This window comes from Streptomyces sp. NPDC096193 (genome assembly GCF_040302905.1).
Lineage (GTDB): Bacteria > Actinomycetota > Actinomycetes > Streptomycetales > Streptomycetaceae > Streptomyces.
The window spans coordinates 1-15,565 of record NZ_JBEOSJ010000033.1; the positions used below are offsets into that span (position 1 = coordinate 1).

Consider the following 15,565-nt stretch of genomic DNA (forward strand, 5'->3'; position numbering starts at 1 on the left):
GCGGCACGGTGACGATGTACACGGAGGAGCTGAAGGGCAACCTCTTCGGCCTGATCCCGATCACCTTCAGCCCGACGACCCCGCCGCCGCCTCACGGGAGCGGCGGCACCGGCCCGCAGGGCGTAGGCCCCGGGGCTCTCCCCCACAACCCCGCGGCGGAGAACACTCTGACCAGGCCATCGCCGACCCCTCACGGCATGGAGGCATGATGGGGCGTTACGTCGCAAGGCGACTGCTCCAGATGATCCCGGTATTCATCGGGACCACTCTGTTGATTTTCCTCATGGTCCACATCCTTCCCGGTGACCCCATCCGGGCGATGTGGGGAGACAAGGCCGCCGACCCCGCACAGGTCGCGCAGCTGCGCCATCAATTCGGGCTCGACCAGCCCTTGTGGAAGCAGTACTTGGACTACATGGCCAATCTCTTCCAGGGCGACTTCGGAGAGACGTTCGGCGGCCGTCCGGTCCTCGACGAGATGACGCGGGCCTTCCCCGTCACGCTCCGGCTGACCGCGGTCGCGCTCATCATCGAGATGATCGTGGGCCTCGGCCTCGGCGCCTGGGCAGGTCTGAAGGCCGGCAAGGCTCCCGACTCGGGCGTTCTGGTCTTCACCCTGATCGTCATCTCGATCCCGGTGTTCATCCTCGGCTACCTGGCCCGGTACCTCTTCGCGGACACTCTCGGCTGGGTGTCACCGAACGTCCAGGACTCGATGGACGTCACCCAACTGTTCTTGCCGGGCTTCGTCCTCGCCATGCTTTCCATGGCGTACGTGGCACGGCTGACCCGGACGACCTTCGCGGAGAACCTGCGCGCCGACTACATGCGCACCGCGCTCGCCAAGGGCCTGCCCCGGCGTCGCATCGTCGGTGTCCACCTGCTGCGGAACTCGCTGATCCCTGTGATCACGTTCCTCGGCACGGACGTCGGCGGCTTCATCGGAGGCGCGGTCGTCACCGAGGGCATCTTCAACGTCCAGGGTGTCGGCAACCTTCTGTACCAGGCGCTCGGGCAGCGCGAGGGCTCCACCATCGTCGGTGTGGTCACCGTGTTCGTCCTTGTCATCCTGATCATCAACCTGATCGTCGACCTGCTGTACGCGGTCCTGGACCCGAGGATCCGGTATGCCTGACGTGACCAAGGCCCAGACCGTCAAGTCCGACAGCGCGGTCGACGCGATCGCTCCGCCGAAGGCGGACGCGGCACCCGAGTCCGGTGCGCCCAAGGCCGCCCAGAGCAAGCCCCGCGGTCTGTGGGGCGACGCCTGGTACGACCTGCGCCACCGGCCCATGTTCTGGATCTCGGCGAGCCTGCTCCTGCTGCTTCTGGTGATCGCCGCCTTCCCGGGCATGTTCACCAGTGCCGACCCACGCGCCGGTGACCTGACGAACCACTACCTCACCAAGCCGGAGCTGGGGAAGATCTTCAGCCCCGAGTGGTTCGGTTACGACATCCAAGGGCGTTCGATCTACGCGCGTGTCGTCTACGGCACCCGCGCCTCGATCCTCGTCGGTGTCGGCGTCACCCTGGCGATCACGGTGTTCGGCGGTCTGATGGGTCTGCTGTCCGGCTACTTCGGCGGCTGGCTCGACTCGATCATCTCCCGTGTCACGGACATCTTCTTCGGCATCCCCTTCCTGCTCGGCGCGATGGTCGTTCTGAACGCCTTCACCGAGCGCAAGGTGTTCGTGGTGATCCTGGCCCTGGCCTTCCTCGGCTGGACCTCGATCTGCCGCGTGACCCGGAGTTCCGTCATCACGGCGAAGCAGGCGGACTATGTGACGGCCGCGCGCGCCCTCGGCGCGGGCACCAACCGGATGCTGTTCCGCCATGTGCTGCCCAACGCGATCGCTCCCACCATCGTCGTCGCCACCATCTCGCTCGGTGGCTTCATCTCGGCGGAGGCGACCCTGTCCTACCTGGGACTCGGTCTGGCCGACCCGACGATCTCGTGGGGCATCGACATCGCGTCGGGCAGTGAGGAGATCCGTAACAACCCGCATGTGCTGCTCTTCCCGGCCGGCATGCTGAGCCTCACGGTCTTCGCGTTCATCATGCTCGGCGACGCGGTCCGCGACGCCCTCGACCCGAAGCTGCGCTGAGGAGGGCGTACGTGACCATCATCGAAGAAACAGCAAGCGTCCCGGCGCCCCGATCCGGTGACTCGGACGGCACCCCGCTGCTGGAAGTCCGCGATCTGCACGTGGAGTTCCACACCCGCGACGGTGTCGCCAAGGCAGTCAACGGCGTCAACTACAGCGTCGACTCCGGCGAGACCCTGGCCGTGCTCGGCGAGTCCGGTTCGGGCAAGTCCGTGACCGCGCAGGCGATCATGGGCATTCTCGACATGCCGCCCGGCAAGATCCCGCAGGGCCAGATCCTGTACCGCGGGCAGGACATGCTCACCATGGGCTACGAGGAGCGGCGGAAGATCCGCGGCCGGAAAATCGCGATGATCTTCCAGGACGCGCTGTCCTCCCTCAACCCCGTGCTCTCGGTGGGTTACCAGCTGGGCGAGATGTACCGCGTCCACCAGGGCCTGTCCAAGAAGGAAGCCAAGGCCAAGGCCATCGACCTGATGGAGCGGGTGAAGATCCCCGCCGCCAGGGCCCGGGTCAACGACTATCCGCACCAGTTCTCGGGCGGTATGCGCCAGCGCATCATGATCGCGATGGCGCTCGCCCTGGAGCCGGACCTGATCATCGCCGACGAGCCCACGACCGCTCTGGACGTCACCGTCCAGGCCCAGGTCATGGATCTGCTCGCGGAGTTGCAGCGCGAGTACAACATGGGTCTGATCCTGATCACCCACGACCTCGGCGTCGTCGCCGACGTCGCGGACAAGATCGCCGTGATGTACGCGGGCCGGATCGTCGAGACCGCACCGGTGAACGAGCTGTACAAGCGGCCCGCCCACCCCTACACCCGCGGTCTGCTCGACTCGATCCCGCGCCTGGACCAGAAGGGCCAGGAGCTGTACGCGATCAAGGGGCTGCCGCCCAACCTGCTGAAGATCCCGGCCGGTTGCGCGTTCAACCCCCGCTGCCCCAAGGCGGACGACATCTGCCGCACCGAGATCCCGGCCCTCGTGCCGGTGACCGAGCAGGACGGCAGTGAGCTGCCCGGCCGCGGAAGCGCGTGCCACTTCTGGAAGGAGACGATCCATGGCTGAGCTCAAGAAGACCGACGAGCCGACGGACGCCGTGGACGCCACCCCGAACGTCACCGAGGTCGAGACCGTCGACGCCAACACCGAGGCGGAGGCCGTAGCGGCCCTCGAGGCCAAGGTGGACCGGGGCGAGCCGATCCTCCAGGTGCGCAATCTGGTCAAGCACTTCCCGCTCACGCAGGGCATCCTGTTCAAACGCCAGGTCGGTGCGGTCAAGGCCGTGGACGGGGTCTCCTTCGACCTCTACCAGGGCGAGACGCTCGGCATCGTCGGTGAGTCCGGCTGTGGCAAGTCCACCGTCGCCAAGCTGCTGATGACCCTGGAGACGGCGACCGCCGGCGAGGTGTACTTCAAGGGCCAGGACATCACCAAGCTGTCCGGGCGCGCGCTGAAGGCGGTGCGCCGCAACATCCAGATGGTGTTCCAGGACCCGTACACCTCGCTCAACCCGCGGATGACGGTCGGCGACATCATCGGCGAGCCCTTCGACATCCACCCCGAGGTGGCCCCGAAGGGGGACCGGCGCCGCAAGGTGCAGGACCTGCTGGACGTCGTCGGTCTGAACCCGGAGTACATCCACCGGTATCCGCACCAGTTCTCCGGCGGTCAGCGCCAGCGCATCGGCATCGCCCGCGGTCTCGCGCTCAACCCCGAGATCATCATCTGCGACGAGCCGGTCTCCGCGCTCGACGTGTCGGTGCAGGCGCAGGTCATCAACCTGATGGAGAAGCTGCAGGACGAGTTCAACCTCTCCTACATCTTCATCGCGCACGACCTGTCGATCGTCCGGCACATCTCGGACCGGGTCGGTGTGATGTACCTCGGGAAGATGGCCGAGATCGGCACGGACACGCAGATCTACGACCACCCGACGCACCCCTACACGCAGGCGCTGCTGTCCGCGGTGCCCGTTCCGGACCCGGAGATCAGCAACGCCCGTGAGCGGATCATTCTGACCGGTGACGTCCCGTCGCCGGCGAACCCGCCGTCGGGCTGCCGCTTCCGCACCCGTTGCTGGAAGGCCCAGGACAAGTGCGCCGAGGAGGTGCCGCTGCTGGCGATCCCCGAGCCCTTCAAGGGGTCGGACTCCCCGGTGGCGCACGAGTCGGCGTGCCACTTCGCGGAGGAGAAGGACGTCGTCCACGCCGCGTAGCGCGCACCGCAGATGAACGAAGGCGCCCGGACCGTTCGGTCCGGGCGCCTTCGTCGTCCGGGGAGCCCCGCGGGAGCCCCGGAGCACCGCGAGCACGCCGACCACCGGCGGGAATCCCGACCAGCGCGGGAACCCCCGACCGTCGCGGAACCCCGGACCACCGCGGGAAATCGCGTTGCGCAGCGCCGGACGCGGCCCCGACAGTGGCCCGACTGCCTTGGCCACGCACGCCGCCCGCGGACGCGACACCATCGGCCTCGGGGTCGACACCCGGAACGAGTCGAAGGCCCGCGCCCGCTACGAGGCATACGGCATGACCCCGCACTACGCCGTCGACATCTGGGAGGTCACCCGCCCGGCAGCAGCCCTGCCCGGCCGGATGCCCTGAAAGTGCGTTAGATCCTGGATGGGGTGATATTTGGGCCACAGTACGACCCAGATCTCGGGAGGCACCCCATGCGTCGAGCCACGCACGCCCCATGGGCCGCATGCGCGATGGCCCTCGCCCTCGCGGCCACGGCCTGCGGCGGGGGCAGCGACAGCGGCGGCAGTGGCGCCGACGGGATCGTGTCCTCCTCCTGGGGCGATCCGCAGAATCCGCTCGAGCCCGCCAACACCAACGAGGTGCAGGGCGGCAAGGTCCTCGACATGCTCTTCCGCGGTCTGAAGAGGTACGACCCGAAGACCGGCGAGGCCCAGGACATGATCGCCTCGAAGATCGACACCACCGACTCGGTGAACTTCACGATCACCATCAAGGACGGCTGGAACTTCAGCAACGGCGAGAAGGTGACCGCCCAGTCGTTCGTCGACGCCTGGAACTACGGCGCGAACCTGAAGAACAATCAGAAGAACGCTTACTTCTTCGGCTACATCGAGGGCTACGCCGCGGTCCACCCCGCGTCCGGCGCGCCCACCGCCCAGACCCTGTCCGGCCTCAAGGTCGTGGGCCCCACGACCTTCACCGTGAAGCTCTCCCAGAAGTTCTCCACCTGGCCCGACACCCTGGGCTACGCGGCCTTCGCGCCGCTGCCCAGGGCCTTCTTCGACGACCACGACGCCTGGCTCGCCAAGCCGATCGGCAACGGCCCGTACGCCGTCGACTCGTACGCCAGGGGCTCGAAGCTGGCCCTGCGCCGATGGGACGGGTACAAGGGGCCCGACAAGGCGCAGAACGGCGGTGTCGACCTCAATGTCTACACCGACAACAACACCGCATACACCGACCTGACCGCCGGCAACCTCGATCTCGTCGACGACGTGCCCGCCTCCCAGCTCAAGAACGTCGAGGCGGACCTCGGCGACCGGTACATCAACACACCCGCCGGCATCATCCAGACGCTCGCCTTCCCGTACTACGACAAGGCCTGGAACACGCCGAACGGCGCCAAGGTCCGTACCGGCCTGTCCATGGCGATCAACCGGGAGCAGATCACCGACACCATCTTCCAGAAGACGCGTACGCCCGCGAAGGACTGGACCTCGCCGGTGCTCGGCGCGGACGGCGGCTTCAGCGAGACCCTGTGCAGCAAGGCCTGCGAGTACAACGCGGCCGAGGCGAAGAAGCTGGTGGCCGAGGGCGGCGGCATCCCCGGCGGCCAGATGAAGCTCACGTACAACGCGGACACCGGCTCGCACAAGGACTGGGTCGACGCCGTCTGCAACAGCATCAACAACGCGCTCGGCAACGACCGCGCCTGCGTCGGCAACCCCGTCGGCACCTTCGCCGACTTCCGCAACCAGATCACCCAGCTGAAGATGCGCGGCCCCTTCCGCGCCGGCTGGCAGATGGACTACCCGCTCATCCAGAACTTCCTCCAGCCGCTCTACTACACCAACGCCTCGTCCAACGACGGCAAGTGGACCAACAAGGAGTTCGACAGGCTCGTCGACCAGGCCAACGCGGAGACCGACGCCGCCAAGGCCGTCGAGACGTTCCAGCAGGCCGAGGAGGTCGTACGGGACCAGATGGCGGCCATCCCGCTCTGGTACCAGAACGGCAGCGCCGGCTACTCGGAGCGCATCTCCAACGTCTCGCTGAACCCCTTCAGCGTCCCCGTCTACAACGAGATCAAGGTCAGCTGACGCCGGAAGACCGCCGGCCCGGCGTGTCCCACGCGCCGGGCCGCATCCCTTCCCACGACCCCCGGAGACCTTCATGGGACGTTATGTGATCCGGCGTCTGCTCCAGATGATCCCGGTCTTCCTCGGCGCGACCCTGCTGATCTTCCTCATGGTCAACGTGATGGGCGACCCCATCGCGGGGCTCTGCGGCGACCGGCAGTGCGAGCCGGCGACCGCCGCCCGGCTGCGAGCGGAGTTCGGCCTCGACAAGCCGGTGTGGCAGCAATACCTCACCTACATGGGGAACGTCTTCACCGGCGACTTCGGCACCGCCTTCAACGGTCAGAAGGTCACCGAGCTGATGGCCGAGGCCTTCCCGGTGACCATCCGCCTCACCATCGTGGCGATCGTCTTCGAGATCGTCATCGGCATCACGCTCGGTGTGATCACCGGGCTGCGCCGCGGCCGGCCCGTCGACACCGGAGTCCTGCTGCTGACCCTGGTGGTGATCTCCGTCCCGACCTTCGTCACCGGTCTTCTCCTCCAGCTGCTGCTGGGCGTCGAATGGGGTCTGATCAAACCGGCCGTCTCGCCGGAGGCGCCGCTCGACGAACTGCTGATCCCCGGTCTCGTCCTCGCCTCCGTCTCGCTGGCGTACGTCACCCGCCTCACCCGCACCTCCATCGCCGAGAACGCCCGCTCCGACTACGTCCGCACCGCGAAGGCCAAGGGCCTGCCCCGGGGCCGGGTGATCAGCCGTCATCTGCTGCGCAACTCGCTGATCCCGGTGGTCACCTTCATCGGTACCGACATCGGCGCACTGATGGGCGGGGCGATCGTCACCGAGCGCATCTTCAACATCCACGGCGTCGGCTATCAGCTGTACCAGGGCATCCTCCGCCAGAACACCCAGACCGTCGTGGGCTTCGTGACCGTCCTGGTGCTCGTCTTCCTGGTGGCGAATCTCATCGTCGACCTGCTCTACGCCGTACTCGACCCGAGGATCCGCTATGCCTGAGCCGCAGTACGACCACGGGGGAGCGATCGCGTCGACGGGCGCGGGAGGCGCCACGGACCTGGCCATGAGCGAGGCCGAGACGCTGGAGAAGACACCGGGAGGCCCCCAGGGCACCGGTCCGTCCGGCAAACCGCGCAGCCTCTGGTCGGACGCCTGGCGCGGTCTGCGCCGCAACCCCGTCTTCATCATCTCCGCGCTGGTCATCCTGTTCCTGATCGTCATCTCCCTCCGGCCGTCGCTGATCGCCTCCGGCAACCCGCTCCAGTGCGACCTGGCCAAGGCGCAGGAGGGCTCCCAGCCGGGCCACCCCTTCGGCTTCAACGGGCAGGGCTGCGACGTCTACACACGGACCGTCTACGGAGCCCGCGCGTCGGTCACCGTGGGCGTCTGCGCCACGCTCGGTGTCGCCCTGATCGGCTCCGTCCTCGGTGGGCTCGCCGGCTTCTTCGGCGGGGCGTCGGACGCGATCCTGTCCCGCGTCACCGACATCTTCTTCGGCATCCCGGTCGTCCTCGGCGGACTCGTCCTGCTGTCCGTCGTCACCAGCACCACCGTGTGGCCGGTCGTCGGCTTCATGGTGCTGCTCGGCTGGCCGCAGCTCTCCCGTATTGCGCGCGGCTCGGTCATCACCGCGCGGCAGAACGACTACGTCCAGGCGGCGCGGGCGCTCGGGGCGTCCAACGCGCGGATGCTGTTGCGGCACATCGCACCCAACGCCGTCGCGCCCGTCATCGTGGTCGCCACCATCGCCCTCGGCACCTACATCTCCCTGGAGGCGACCCTCTCGTTCCTCGGCGTCGGCCTGAAACCGCCGACCGTCTCCTGGGGTATCGACATCTCGTCCGCCTCGCCCTACATCCGCAACGCCCCGCACATGCTGCTCTGGCCGGCGGGCGCGCTGGCGATCACGGTGCTGGCTTTCATCATGCTCGGCGACGCGGTCCGCGACGCCCTCGACCCCAAGCTGCGCTGAGGAGCCGTCATGACTGTCGAGACCCGGGCCGGCGCGCCCCTGCTCGACGTGCGCGACCTGCACGTGGAGTTCCACACCCCCGACGGTGTCGCCAAGGCCGTCAACGGCGTCGCCTACTCGGTGGCCGAGGGCGAGACGCTCGCCGTGCTCGGCGAGTCCGGCTCGGGGAAGTCCGTCACCGCACAGGCCGTCATGGGCATCCTGGACATCCCGCCGGGAAAGATCACCGGAGGCGAGATCCTCTTCCGCGGCCGGGACCTCCTGACGCTCAAGGAGGACGAGAGGCGGAAGATCCGCGGAGCCGAGATGGCCATGATCTTCCAGGACGCGCTCTCCTCGCTGAACCCGGTGCTCAGCGTCGGCGATCAGCTCGGCGAGATGTTCGTCGTGCACCGGGGGCTGAAACGCAAAGAGGCGCGGGCCAAGGCCGTCGAGCTGATGGTGCGGGTCGGCATCCCGGGGGCCGAGGAGCGGGTGGGCCAGTACCCGCACCAGTTCTCCGGCGGTATGCGCCAGCGCATCATGATCGCCATGGCCCTGGCCCTCGAACCGGCCCTGATCATCGCCGACGAACCCACGACCGCGCTCGACGTCACCGTCCAGGCCCAGGTGATGGATCTGCTGGCCACGCTCCAGAGCGAGCTCGCCATGGGACTCGTCCTGATCACCCACGACCTCGGAGTGGTGGCCGACGTCGCGGACCGGATCGCGGTGATGTACGCGGGCCGGATCGTCGAGACGGCCCCCGTCCACGACATCTACAAGGCGCCGGCCCACCCGTACACCAAGGGCCTGCTGGAGTCGATCCCGCGCCTGGACCAGAAGGGGCGGGAGCTGTACGCGATCAAGGGCCTGCCGCCGAACCTGACGGCCATCCCGCCGGGTTGCGCCTTCAACCCCCGCTGTCCGATGGCGCGGGACATCTGCCGCAGGGACGTACCGCCGCTGTACGAGGTATCGCCGGAGCGCAGAAGCGCCTGCCACTTCTGGGAGGAGACTCTCCATGGCTGAGCCGATCCTGGAGGTGCGCGACCTCGTCAAGCACTACCCGCTCACGCAGGGCGTGCTGTTCAAGAAGCAGGTGGGCGCGGTCAAGGCGGTCGACGGTGTCGATCTCGACCTGACGGCGGGCGAGACGCTCGGCATCGTGGGGGAGTCCGGGTGCGGGAAGTCCACCCTCGCCAGGATGCTGGTCCATCTGGAACGGCCGACGGCCGGGGTGATCCGCTACCGCGGCGAGGACATCACCAAGCTGTCCGGGCGTGCGCTGAAAGCGGTCCGCCGCAACATCCAGATGGTGTTCCAGGACCCGTACACCTCGCTGAATCCCCGGATGACGGTCGGCGACATCATCGGGGAGCCGTACGAGATCCACCCGGAGGTCGCCCCGAAGGGCGACCGGCGCCGCAAGGTGCAGGACCTGCTGGACGTCGTCGGGCTCAACCCCGAGTACATCAACCGCTATCCCCACCAGTTCTCCGGCGGCCAGCGGCAGCGGATCGGCATCGCGCGAGGGCTCGCTCTCCAGCCGGAGATCATCGTGGCCGACGAGCCGGTCTCCGCCCTGGACGTGTCCGTGCAGGCGCAGGTCATCAATCTGCTGGCCACGCTGCAGAGTGAGTTCAGCCTCAGCTATGTGTTCATCGCCCATGACCTCTCGATCGTCCGGCACATCTCGGACCGGGTCGGCGTGATGTACCTGGGGCGGGTGGTGGAGATCGGCAGGGACGAGGAGATCTACGATCACCCGACCCACCCGTACACCCAGGCGCTGCTGTCGGCGGTCCCGGTGCCGGACCCGGAGGCGCGTGAGCACCGGGAGCGGATCATCCTCGGCGGTGACGTGCCCTCCCCGGCGAACATCCCGTCCGGCTGCCGCTTCCGCACGCGCTGCTGGAAGGCGCGGGAGCGTTGCGCGCTGGAGGTCCCGCTGCTGGAGGTGCCGGCGGAGTTCCGCTCGGCACAGGGTCCGGCGAGGCATCCGTCCGCGTGTCATTTCGCCGAGGAGAAGCACGTGGTGCCGTCCTGAGACGGGTCTCGACCGGGCCCGGAAGGGCGACACAGCCGGATGAATGCCCATCAACTTCTTTAACAAGCAGGCAACTCGGCCGTCGCGTCACCGATATACGAACCGGTCAGGCTCTACAGCGTACGGCCGTGCGGGTGCCGTAGACCGGCCGGGGTTCGCCATGTGGCCCCGGCCGGTCGCAACGGCTGCGCGTGGCGCCCTTGTTCACCTCTGCGTGCACATGCAGGATCGAATGCGTGACGCTTACGCGGGGGGCCAGGATCACCGGAGCGGTGCTGTGTGCCGCGCTCGCGGTGATCGTGGGCGGATGGATCGTCCGCGACCTCGGCGTGCTCGACGACCCTCTCGGACTGTGGCGGTTCTGGATGGGGGAGGGGCAGCGCGGTGCCGGTTCCGCGCGGCTCGCGACCACCCTCGCAACCCTGCTGCTGCTTGTCGTGTACGTGTGTGTCGGCGCGGCCGCGCTGCGTCCGAACGCCGGCGCCGCGGCCCCGGCCGTCGCCGGGATCGTCACGCTCGCGCTGTGGATCCCTGGGCTGTGGGTCCTCAGCTCCTCCTGGATGGACCTGCGCGCCACGGACGATCTGCGGACGCGGGCCCTGTACTGCGTGTTCGCGGCGACGGGTCTCGGCGTCGGGCTGCTGATCGTGGCGGCTGCGGGCCGGCAGGTGCCCTCGTCGCCGCTGCGGCCGCAGCGGGATTCGGGGCTGCCGGCCGCCGTGCTGCTGGGCGCGTCCGCGGTGGTGCTCGCGGGCTGGGAGATCCGCGCGGCCGTCCGGTCCGGCGGCGGGGCGTACCTCGACCGCTTCACCGGCAGCAAATCTGTCATGCTCCCGCCACTCGGGACGCCTCCTGGCTGGCAGGCGGCGGTGATCGTCCTCCTAGCCGTGGTGGCGGGCAGCGCCGCGCTGAGCCAGGCGGCCTTCGCCCGGCCGCTCGGGCTGGTGTCCGCGCTCCTGATCCTGGGCGAGGGCGCCCGGGGCGTCGACGCCACCGTACGCAAGGACCTCGTTCCCCGGCTGGGGGAGTTGTCCGGCCTCGACCAACTGCTGGTGCTGTCCTGGCTGTTCGAGGCGGCGGCGGGAGTGCTCCTCCTGGTGGTGCTCTCCCGCCGTGCGCCCGCGGTGCAGCCGGTCTACGGCTGGGCGCCCGGCCCGCCACCGCCGTCGAGACGCCCGCCGGGCTGGTGAGACGCCCGTCGGCCCTGCGCTACCGCATTCCCAGCGACCTCTTCAGGAAGTCCACCTGGAGAAGCAGCAGATTCTCCGCGATCTGTTCCTGCGGGGTCATATGTGTCACCCCGGTCAGCGGCAGCACCTCGTGGGGCCTGCCCGCGGCCAGCAGGGCCGACGACAGACGCAGCGTGTGTGCCACCACCACGTTGTCGTCCACCAGACCATGGATGATCAGGAGCGGCCGCGCCGGGTTCTCCACTGCCGTCAAACCGTCCTGCGTCACCAGTGAGTTCGCCGCGTAGACCTCGGGCCGCTCCGCCGGATCGCCGAGGTACCTCTCCGTGTAGTGGGTGTCGTACAGCCGCATGTCGGTCACCGGAGCCCCCGCGACCGCCGCGTGGAAGACATCCGGGCGGCGCAGCACGGCGAGTGCCGCCAGATAACCGCCGTACGACCAGCCCCGGATGGACACCCGCTCCAGGTCGAGCGGGAAGGACGAGGCGAGTCCGTGCAGGGCCTCGATCTGATCGTCCAGCGTCAGCGGGAAGTTGTCCTTGATCGCCTTCTCCCAGCCGGGCGAGCGGCCCGGTGATCCCCGCCCGTCCGCGACGATCACGGCGAAGCCCTGGTCCGCGAACCACTGCGAGGTGAGATAGGGGTTGTGTGCGGCGAACACCCGCTGCCCGTGCGGACCTCCGTACGGATCCAGCAGCACCGGAAGCGGACCGTCCGACTCCCGGTGGCCGGTCGGCAGCAGGACGGCGCACGGAATCCTCCGTACGCCCGCCTCGCAGAGCCGCGGGTGCGCGGTGAGCACGGGCTGCTCGGCGTACGACCCGACCGTGGCGACCGGCTTGCCCTCCCGCAGCACCTGGACCGTCGCCCCGGCGGCGTCCGGGCGGGACGAGGCGAGCACCGTCACCGGGCCCGAGCGCACGGCCGAATGCACCCCCGCGCCCTCCGAGATCCTCTCCGTCCCGAGCTCGTTGACCCGGTAGACATGGATCTCGCCGATCTCCGGCTCCGCTGCCTCCTCGCCGGCCACCGCGGAGACCAGGACGTCGTTCTCGCCGATGTCGAGCACGGCCCGCAGCTGGAGCCCTGCCCCGGTCAGGGTCCGGTCGCCGACCGCCAGCACGCGCGCGCCGCCCTCGTCCGCGATCCGCACGAGCCGCCCGTCCGGCGCCCAGGCGGGGACGCCGGGGAAGAGGTCCAGCCACACCGGGTCCTCGTCCACGTGCACCGTGCGGGTAATGCCGCTCTCCGTGTCCACCGCGAGATGCACTTGTGTGCGCTGGTCGCGCGACTGGACGAGCAACAGTGGGGCGCCGGCGTCCGACCAGTGGACCCGTGCCAGATAGGGGTAGCGCGAGCGGTCCCACGTCACCTCCGTGCGCTCCCCCTGCAGCGTCACGAGGAACAGCTGGACTTCGGCGTTGGGCGTCCCGGCCGCGGGATAGGCCACCTGCGCCGGCTCCCGGTCCGGATGCGCCGGATCGGAGATCCACCAGCGCCGCACGTCGCGCTCGTCCACCCGTGCGACGAGCAGCCGGTCCGACTCCGGTGACCACCAGAAACCGCGCAGCCGGTCCATCTCCTCGGCCGCGATGAACTCCGCGAGGCCGTACGTGACGTCCTCGTCCTCCGGCTCGGCGAGCGCCCGGTCGTCCTCGCCCTCGGCGCCGGTCACCCGCAGCGCGCCCTGGGCCGCATAGGCGATCCACCGCCCGTCGGGGGAGGGGCGCGGATCGATCACCGGCCCGGGTACGGGCAGTTCACGCGCCGTCCCGGCTCTCAGCTCGGCCGTGTGGAGCCGGCCGGAGAGCGAGAAGGTCGCCAACTCGACCGCCCGGTCCACCGCGTAGGCGACGATGCCCGCCGACCCCTCACGGCTGCGCTCGCGGCGTGCGCGCTCCTCGGGCGACAGCTTCTCGTCCGCCCCGCCGAGCAGCGCGGCCGCATCGGCTGCCACCCGTTCCCGAGGCCGTCCGGCCTCCGGATCGAGATCCAGCACCCACAGCCCGCCGGCCCGATCGGTGCCGGACGAGGACCTGATGAACACCACTCGGGATCCGTCGGGAGACACCGTGAAGGAGCGCGGTGCGCCGAGCGTGAAGCGCTGGGTCCTGGCGTACTGGCGGGGAAAGGAGAGCTGTTGCCTCGTGGTCATGCGACCGAACCTAGCGTTCGTGCGCCCCCGCGTGCTGCCGTGCACCGATCGATGCGTTGGTACGGATAGTTATGATCCGTAGCGCGAGGTGGGTATGACTCCCCTGGCACATGCAACCTGCCCGTCCCGACCGAATATCTGTGGAGGTGAACCGCCGTGGCACTCTCGATTTCGGCGGTGGTGCTGCTGGCGATCGTCGTCTTCCTGCTGGTCCGGAAGTCCGGGCTCAAGGGTGGGCATGCGGCGGTCTGCGTGTTGCTCGGGTTCTATCTCGCAAGCTCGTCCATCGCCCCCACCATCAACGAACTGACCACGAACGTGGCGGGGATGATCGGCGGTATCAAGTTCTAGGGAGCACGTTCCGGGGATCACCTTCCAGTGATCACGTTTCCAGGGCCTGATTCGGGCGACGGGCCCGGGCCGTGCCCGCAGGACCCCGGGGCCGCACCCGGCCTCGTAGTCTGTCCCGTATGAAGGATCTTCCCGCCCGTCGTCTCCTCCTGGTGCACGCGCACCCGGACGACGAGTCGATCAACAACGGCGCGACGATGGCCCTGTACGCGGCCGTCGGCGCCCAGGTCACCCTCGTGACCTGCACCCTCGGGGAAGAGGGCGAGGTCATTCCGGCCGGCCTCGCCCACCTCGGACCCGACCGCGAGGACCGTCTCGGCACCCACCGCATCGGCGAGCTGGCCGCCGCGATGAAGGAGCTCGGCGTCGGTGACCACCGCTTCCTCGGCGGCCCCGGCCGCTTCCGGGACTCCGGGATGATGGGCGTCCCGCAGAACCGCCGCGAGGGTGCCTTCTGGAACACCCCCGTCGACGACGCCGCTCCGTACCTCGTGCACATCATCCGTTCGGTACGCCCCCAGGTCCTGGTGACCTATGACCCGAACGGGGGTTACGGGCACCCCGACCACATCCAGACGCACCGCGTCGCCATGCGCGCCGCCGAACTGGCCGGCGAGCGGGTCTTCCGGCGCGACCTCGGCGACGCGCACACCATTTCCAAGATCTACTGGAACCGGGTGCCGCGGTCCGTCGCCGAGGAGGGCTTCGCCCGCCTCCGCGCCGCGAGCGGAACGGACTTCCCCGGTATCGCCGAGATCGACGACATTCCGGGCGTGGTCGACGACTCCGAGATCACCACGGAGATCGACGGCACGGCGTACGCGGAACGGAAAGCGGCGGCCATGCGTGCCCATGCCACCCAAATCGCCGTGGACGGCCCCTTCTTCGCACTCTCCAACGATCTGGGACAGCCGATCTTCGCCACCGAGTACTACCAGTTGGTGCAGGGCACATCGGGCGCGCCGGCCGGCGAGCGCGAGCACGACCTCTTCGCGGGAGTGAGCACATGAGCCAGGATCACACGCCCGGCCTCGGGCTCACCGGGCCGGTGAAGCCCGGACGCATCGCCGCGTACCTCGGTCTCGCCGTCCTCGGCGCCGTCGTCGGCGCGGCGGGGTCGCTCGTCCAAGGGGCCTGGTTCCCGGGCGGGTTGCTGCTGTCACTGGCCGGCTCGGCCGGCCTGTTCTACGGCGCGCTGCGGGCCACGGGCACTCAGCTCGGCGCGGTCGCGCCGGCCGCCGGCTGGCTGGTCGCCATCGTGCTGCTGAGCATCGGACGGCCGGAGGGCGACGGCATGTTCTCCGCGGGGATCGGGCCGCTCGTCTACATGCTCGGCGGGCTGGCGGCGGCTGTGATGTGTGCCACCATTTCGCGGCCCGTGCAACCGGGCGCCACTACCGGCCGACTTGGCAGATAAAGGACGCTCGGCACCCCCGCCCGGCAGCCGGTTCTCCGGACCC

16 protein-coding genes are annotated in these 15,565 nt (G+C 69.0%); 15 read left to right on the top strand and 1 reads right to left on the bottom strand.

Annotated features, from left to right (window positions below):
• From ABTX78_RS32125 to ABTX78_RS32180, 12 genes are all read left to right on the top strand, one after another.
• Positions 1 to 209 (top strand): hypothetical protein (locus tag ABTX78_RS32125; protein ID WP_352210307.1); only part of this gene is annotated, 209 nt, incomplete at its 5' end.
• Positions 209 to 1,135: an ABC transporter permease gene (locus tag ABTX78_RS32130; protein ID WP_352210308.1), complete on the top strand. Its 927-nt coding sequence runs from the start codon at positions 209 to 211 to the stop codon at positions 1,133 to 1,135. The genes ABTX78_RS32125 and ABTX78_RS32130, both read left to right, overlap by 1 nt.
• The gene (locus tag ABTX78_RS32135) at positions 1,128 to 2,105 is read left to right on the top strand and encodes an ABC transporter permease (protein WP_352210309.1); all 978 of its coding nucleotides are present in this window, start codon (positions 1,128 to 1,130) and stop codon (positions 2,103 to 2,105) included. The genes ABTX78_RS32130 and ABTX78_RS32135 overlap by 8 nt, the downstream gene beginning before the upstream one ends.
• Positions 2,106 to 2,116: 11 nt before the next feature.
• Positions 2,117 to 3,175, top strand: a complete 1,059-nt coding sequence (locus ABTX78_RS32140) for an ABC transporter ATP-binding protein (protein ID WP_352210310.1) — start codon at positions 2,117 to 2,119, stop codon at positions 3,173 to 3,175.
• The gene (locus tag ABTX78_RS32145; protein ID WP_352210311.1) at positions 3,168 to 4,325 is read left to right on the top strand and encodes an ABC transporter ATP-binding protein; all 1,158 of its coding nucleotides are present in this window, start codon (positions 3,168 to 3,170) and stop codon (positions 4,323 to 4,325) included. The genes ABTX78_RS32140 and ABTX78_RS32145 overlap by 8 nt, the downstream gene beginning before the upstream one ends.
• Before the next feature lie 217 nt (positions 4,326 to 4,542).
• Positions 4,543 to 4,713, top strand: coding sequence for a hypothetical protein (locus tag ABTX78_RS32150; RefSeq protein ID WP_502994030.1), 171 nt, complete (start codon positions 4,543 to 4,545; stop codon positions 4,711 to 4,713).
• Positions 4,714 to 4,781: 68 nt separating this feature from the next.
• Positions 4,782 to 6,410: a peptide ABC transporter substrate-binding protein gene (locus ABTX78_RS32155; RefSeq protein WP_352210312.1), complete on the top strand. Its 1,629-nt coding sequence runs from the start codon at positions 4,782 to 4,784 to the stop codon at positions 6,408 to 6,410.
• Between the two features lie 73 nt (positions 6,411 to 6,483).
• On the top strand, positions 6,484 to 7,407 hold the full coding sequence (locus tag ABTX78_RS32160) for an ABC transporter permease (RefSeq protein ID WP_352210313.1): 924 nt from the start codon (positions 6,484 to 6,486) through the stop codon (positions 7,405 to 7,407).
• On the top strand, positions 7,400 to 8,380 hold the full coding sequence (locus tag ABTX78_RS32165) for an ABC transporter permease (RefSeq protein WP_352210314.1): 981 nt from the start codon (positions 7,400 to 7,402) through the stop codon (positions 8,378 to 8,380). The genes ABTX78_RS32160 and ABTX78_RS32165 overlap by 8 nt, the downstream gene beginning before the upstream one ends.
• Positions 8,381 to 8,389: 9 nt before the next feature.
• Positions 8,390 to 9,391 carry an ABC transporter ATP-binding protein gene (locus ABTX78_RS32170; RefSeq protein WP_352210315.1) on the top strand — a complete coding sequence of 334 codons (1,002 nt, stop codon included), beginning with the start codon at positions 8,390 to 8,392 and terminating at the stop codon, positions 9,389 to 9,391.
• Positions 9,384 to 10,409 carry an ABC transporter ATP-binding protein gene (locus ABTX78_RS32175; protein WP_352210316.1) on the top strand — a complete coding sequence of 342 codons (1,026 nt, stop codon included), beginning with the start codon at positions 9,384 to 9,386 and terminating at the stop codon, positions 10,407 to 10,409. Before ABTX78_RS32170 ends, ABTX78_RS32175 begins: the two co-directional genes overlap by 8 nt.
• 236 nt (positions 10,410 to 10,645) lie before the next feature.
• Positions 10,646 to 11,599: a hypothetical protein gene (locus tag ABTX78_RS32180; protein ID WP_352210317.1), complete on the top strand. Its 954-nt coding sequence runs from the start codon at positions 10,646 to 10,648 to the stop codon at positions 11,597 to 11,599.
• A 19-nt stretch (positions 11,600 to 11,618) separates the two neighbouring features.
• On the opposite strand, the gene ABTX78_RS32185 is transcribed toward ABTX78_RS32180, so the two are convergent.
• Complete coding sequence (locus ABTX78_RS32185; RefSeq protein ID WP_352210318.1) at positions 11,619 to 13,754, bottom strand: S9 family peptidase; 2,136 nt, start codon at positions 13,752 to 13,754, stop codon at positions 11,619 to 11,621.
• A gap of 156 nt (positions 13,755 to 13,910) precedes the next feature.
• On the opposite strand from ABTX78_RS32185, the gene ABTX78_RS32190 reads away from it, so the two are divergent.
• The 3 genes from ABTX78_RS32190 (at position 13,911) to ABTX78_RS32200 (ending at position 15,522) form a co-directional block, all read left to right on the top strand.
• On the top strand, positions 13,911 to 14,105 hold the full coding sequence (locus tag ABTX78_RS32190; RefSeq protein ID WP_142213873.1) for a hypothetical protein: 195 nt from the start codon (positions 13,911 to 13,913) through the stop codon (positions 14,103 to 14,105).
• A gap of 119 nt (positions 14,106 to 14,224) precedes the next feature.
• Positions 14,225 to 15,115, top strand: coding sequence for an N-acetyl-1-D-myo-inositol-2-amino-2-deoxy-alpha-D-glucopyranoside deacetylase (mshB, locus tag ABTX78_RS32195; RefSeq protein WP_352210319.1), 891 nt, complete (start codon positions 14,225 to 14,227; stop codon positions 15,113 to 15,115).
• Entirely contained in the window at positions 15,112 to 15,522 is a 411-nt protein-coding gene (locus tag ABTX78_RS32200) for a DUF6113 family protein (RefSeq protein ID WP_352210320.1), read from the top strand. The genes mshB and ABTX78_RS32200 overlap by 4 nt, the downstream gene beginning before the upstream one ends.
• The last annotated feature ends 43 nt before the right edge of the window (positions 15,523 to 15,565 follow it).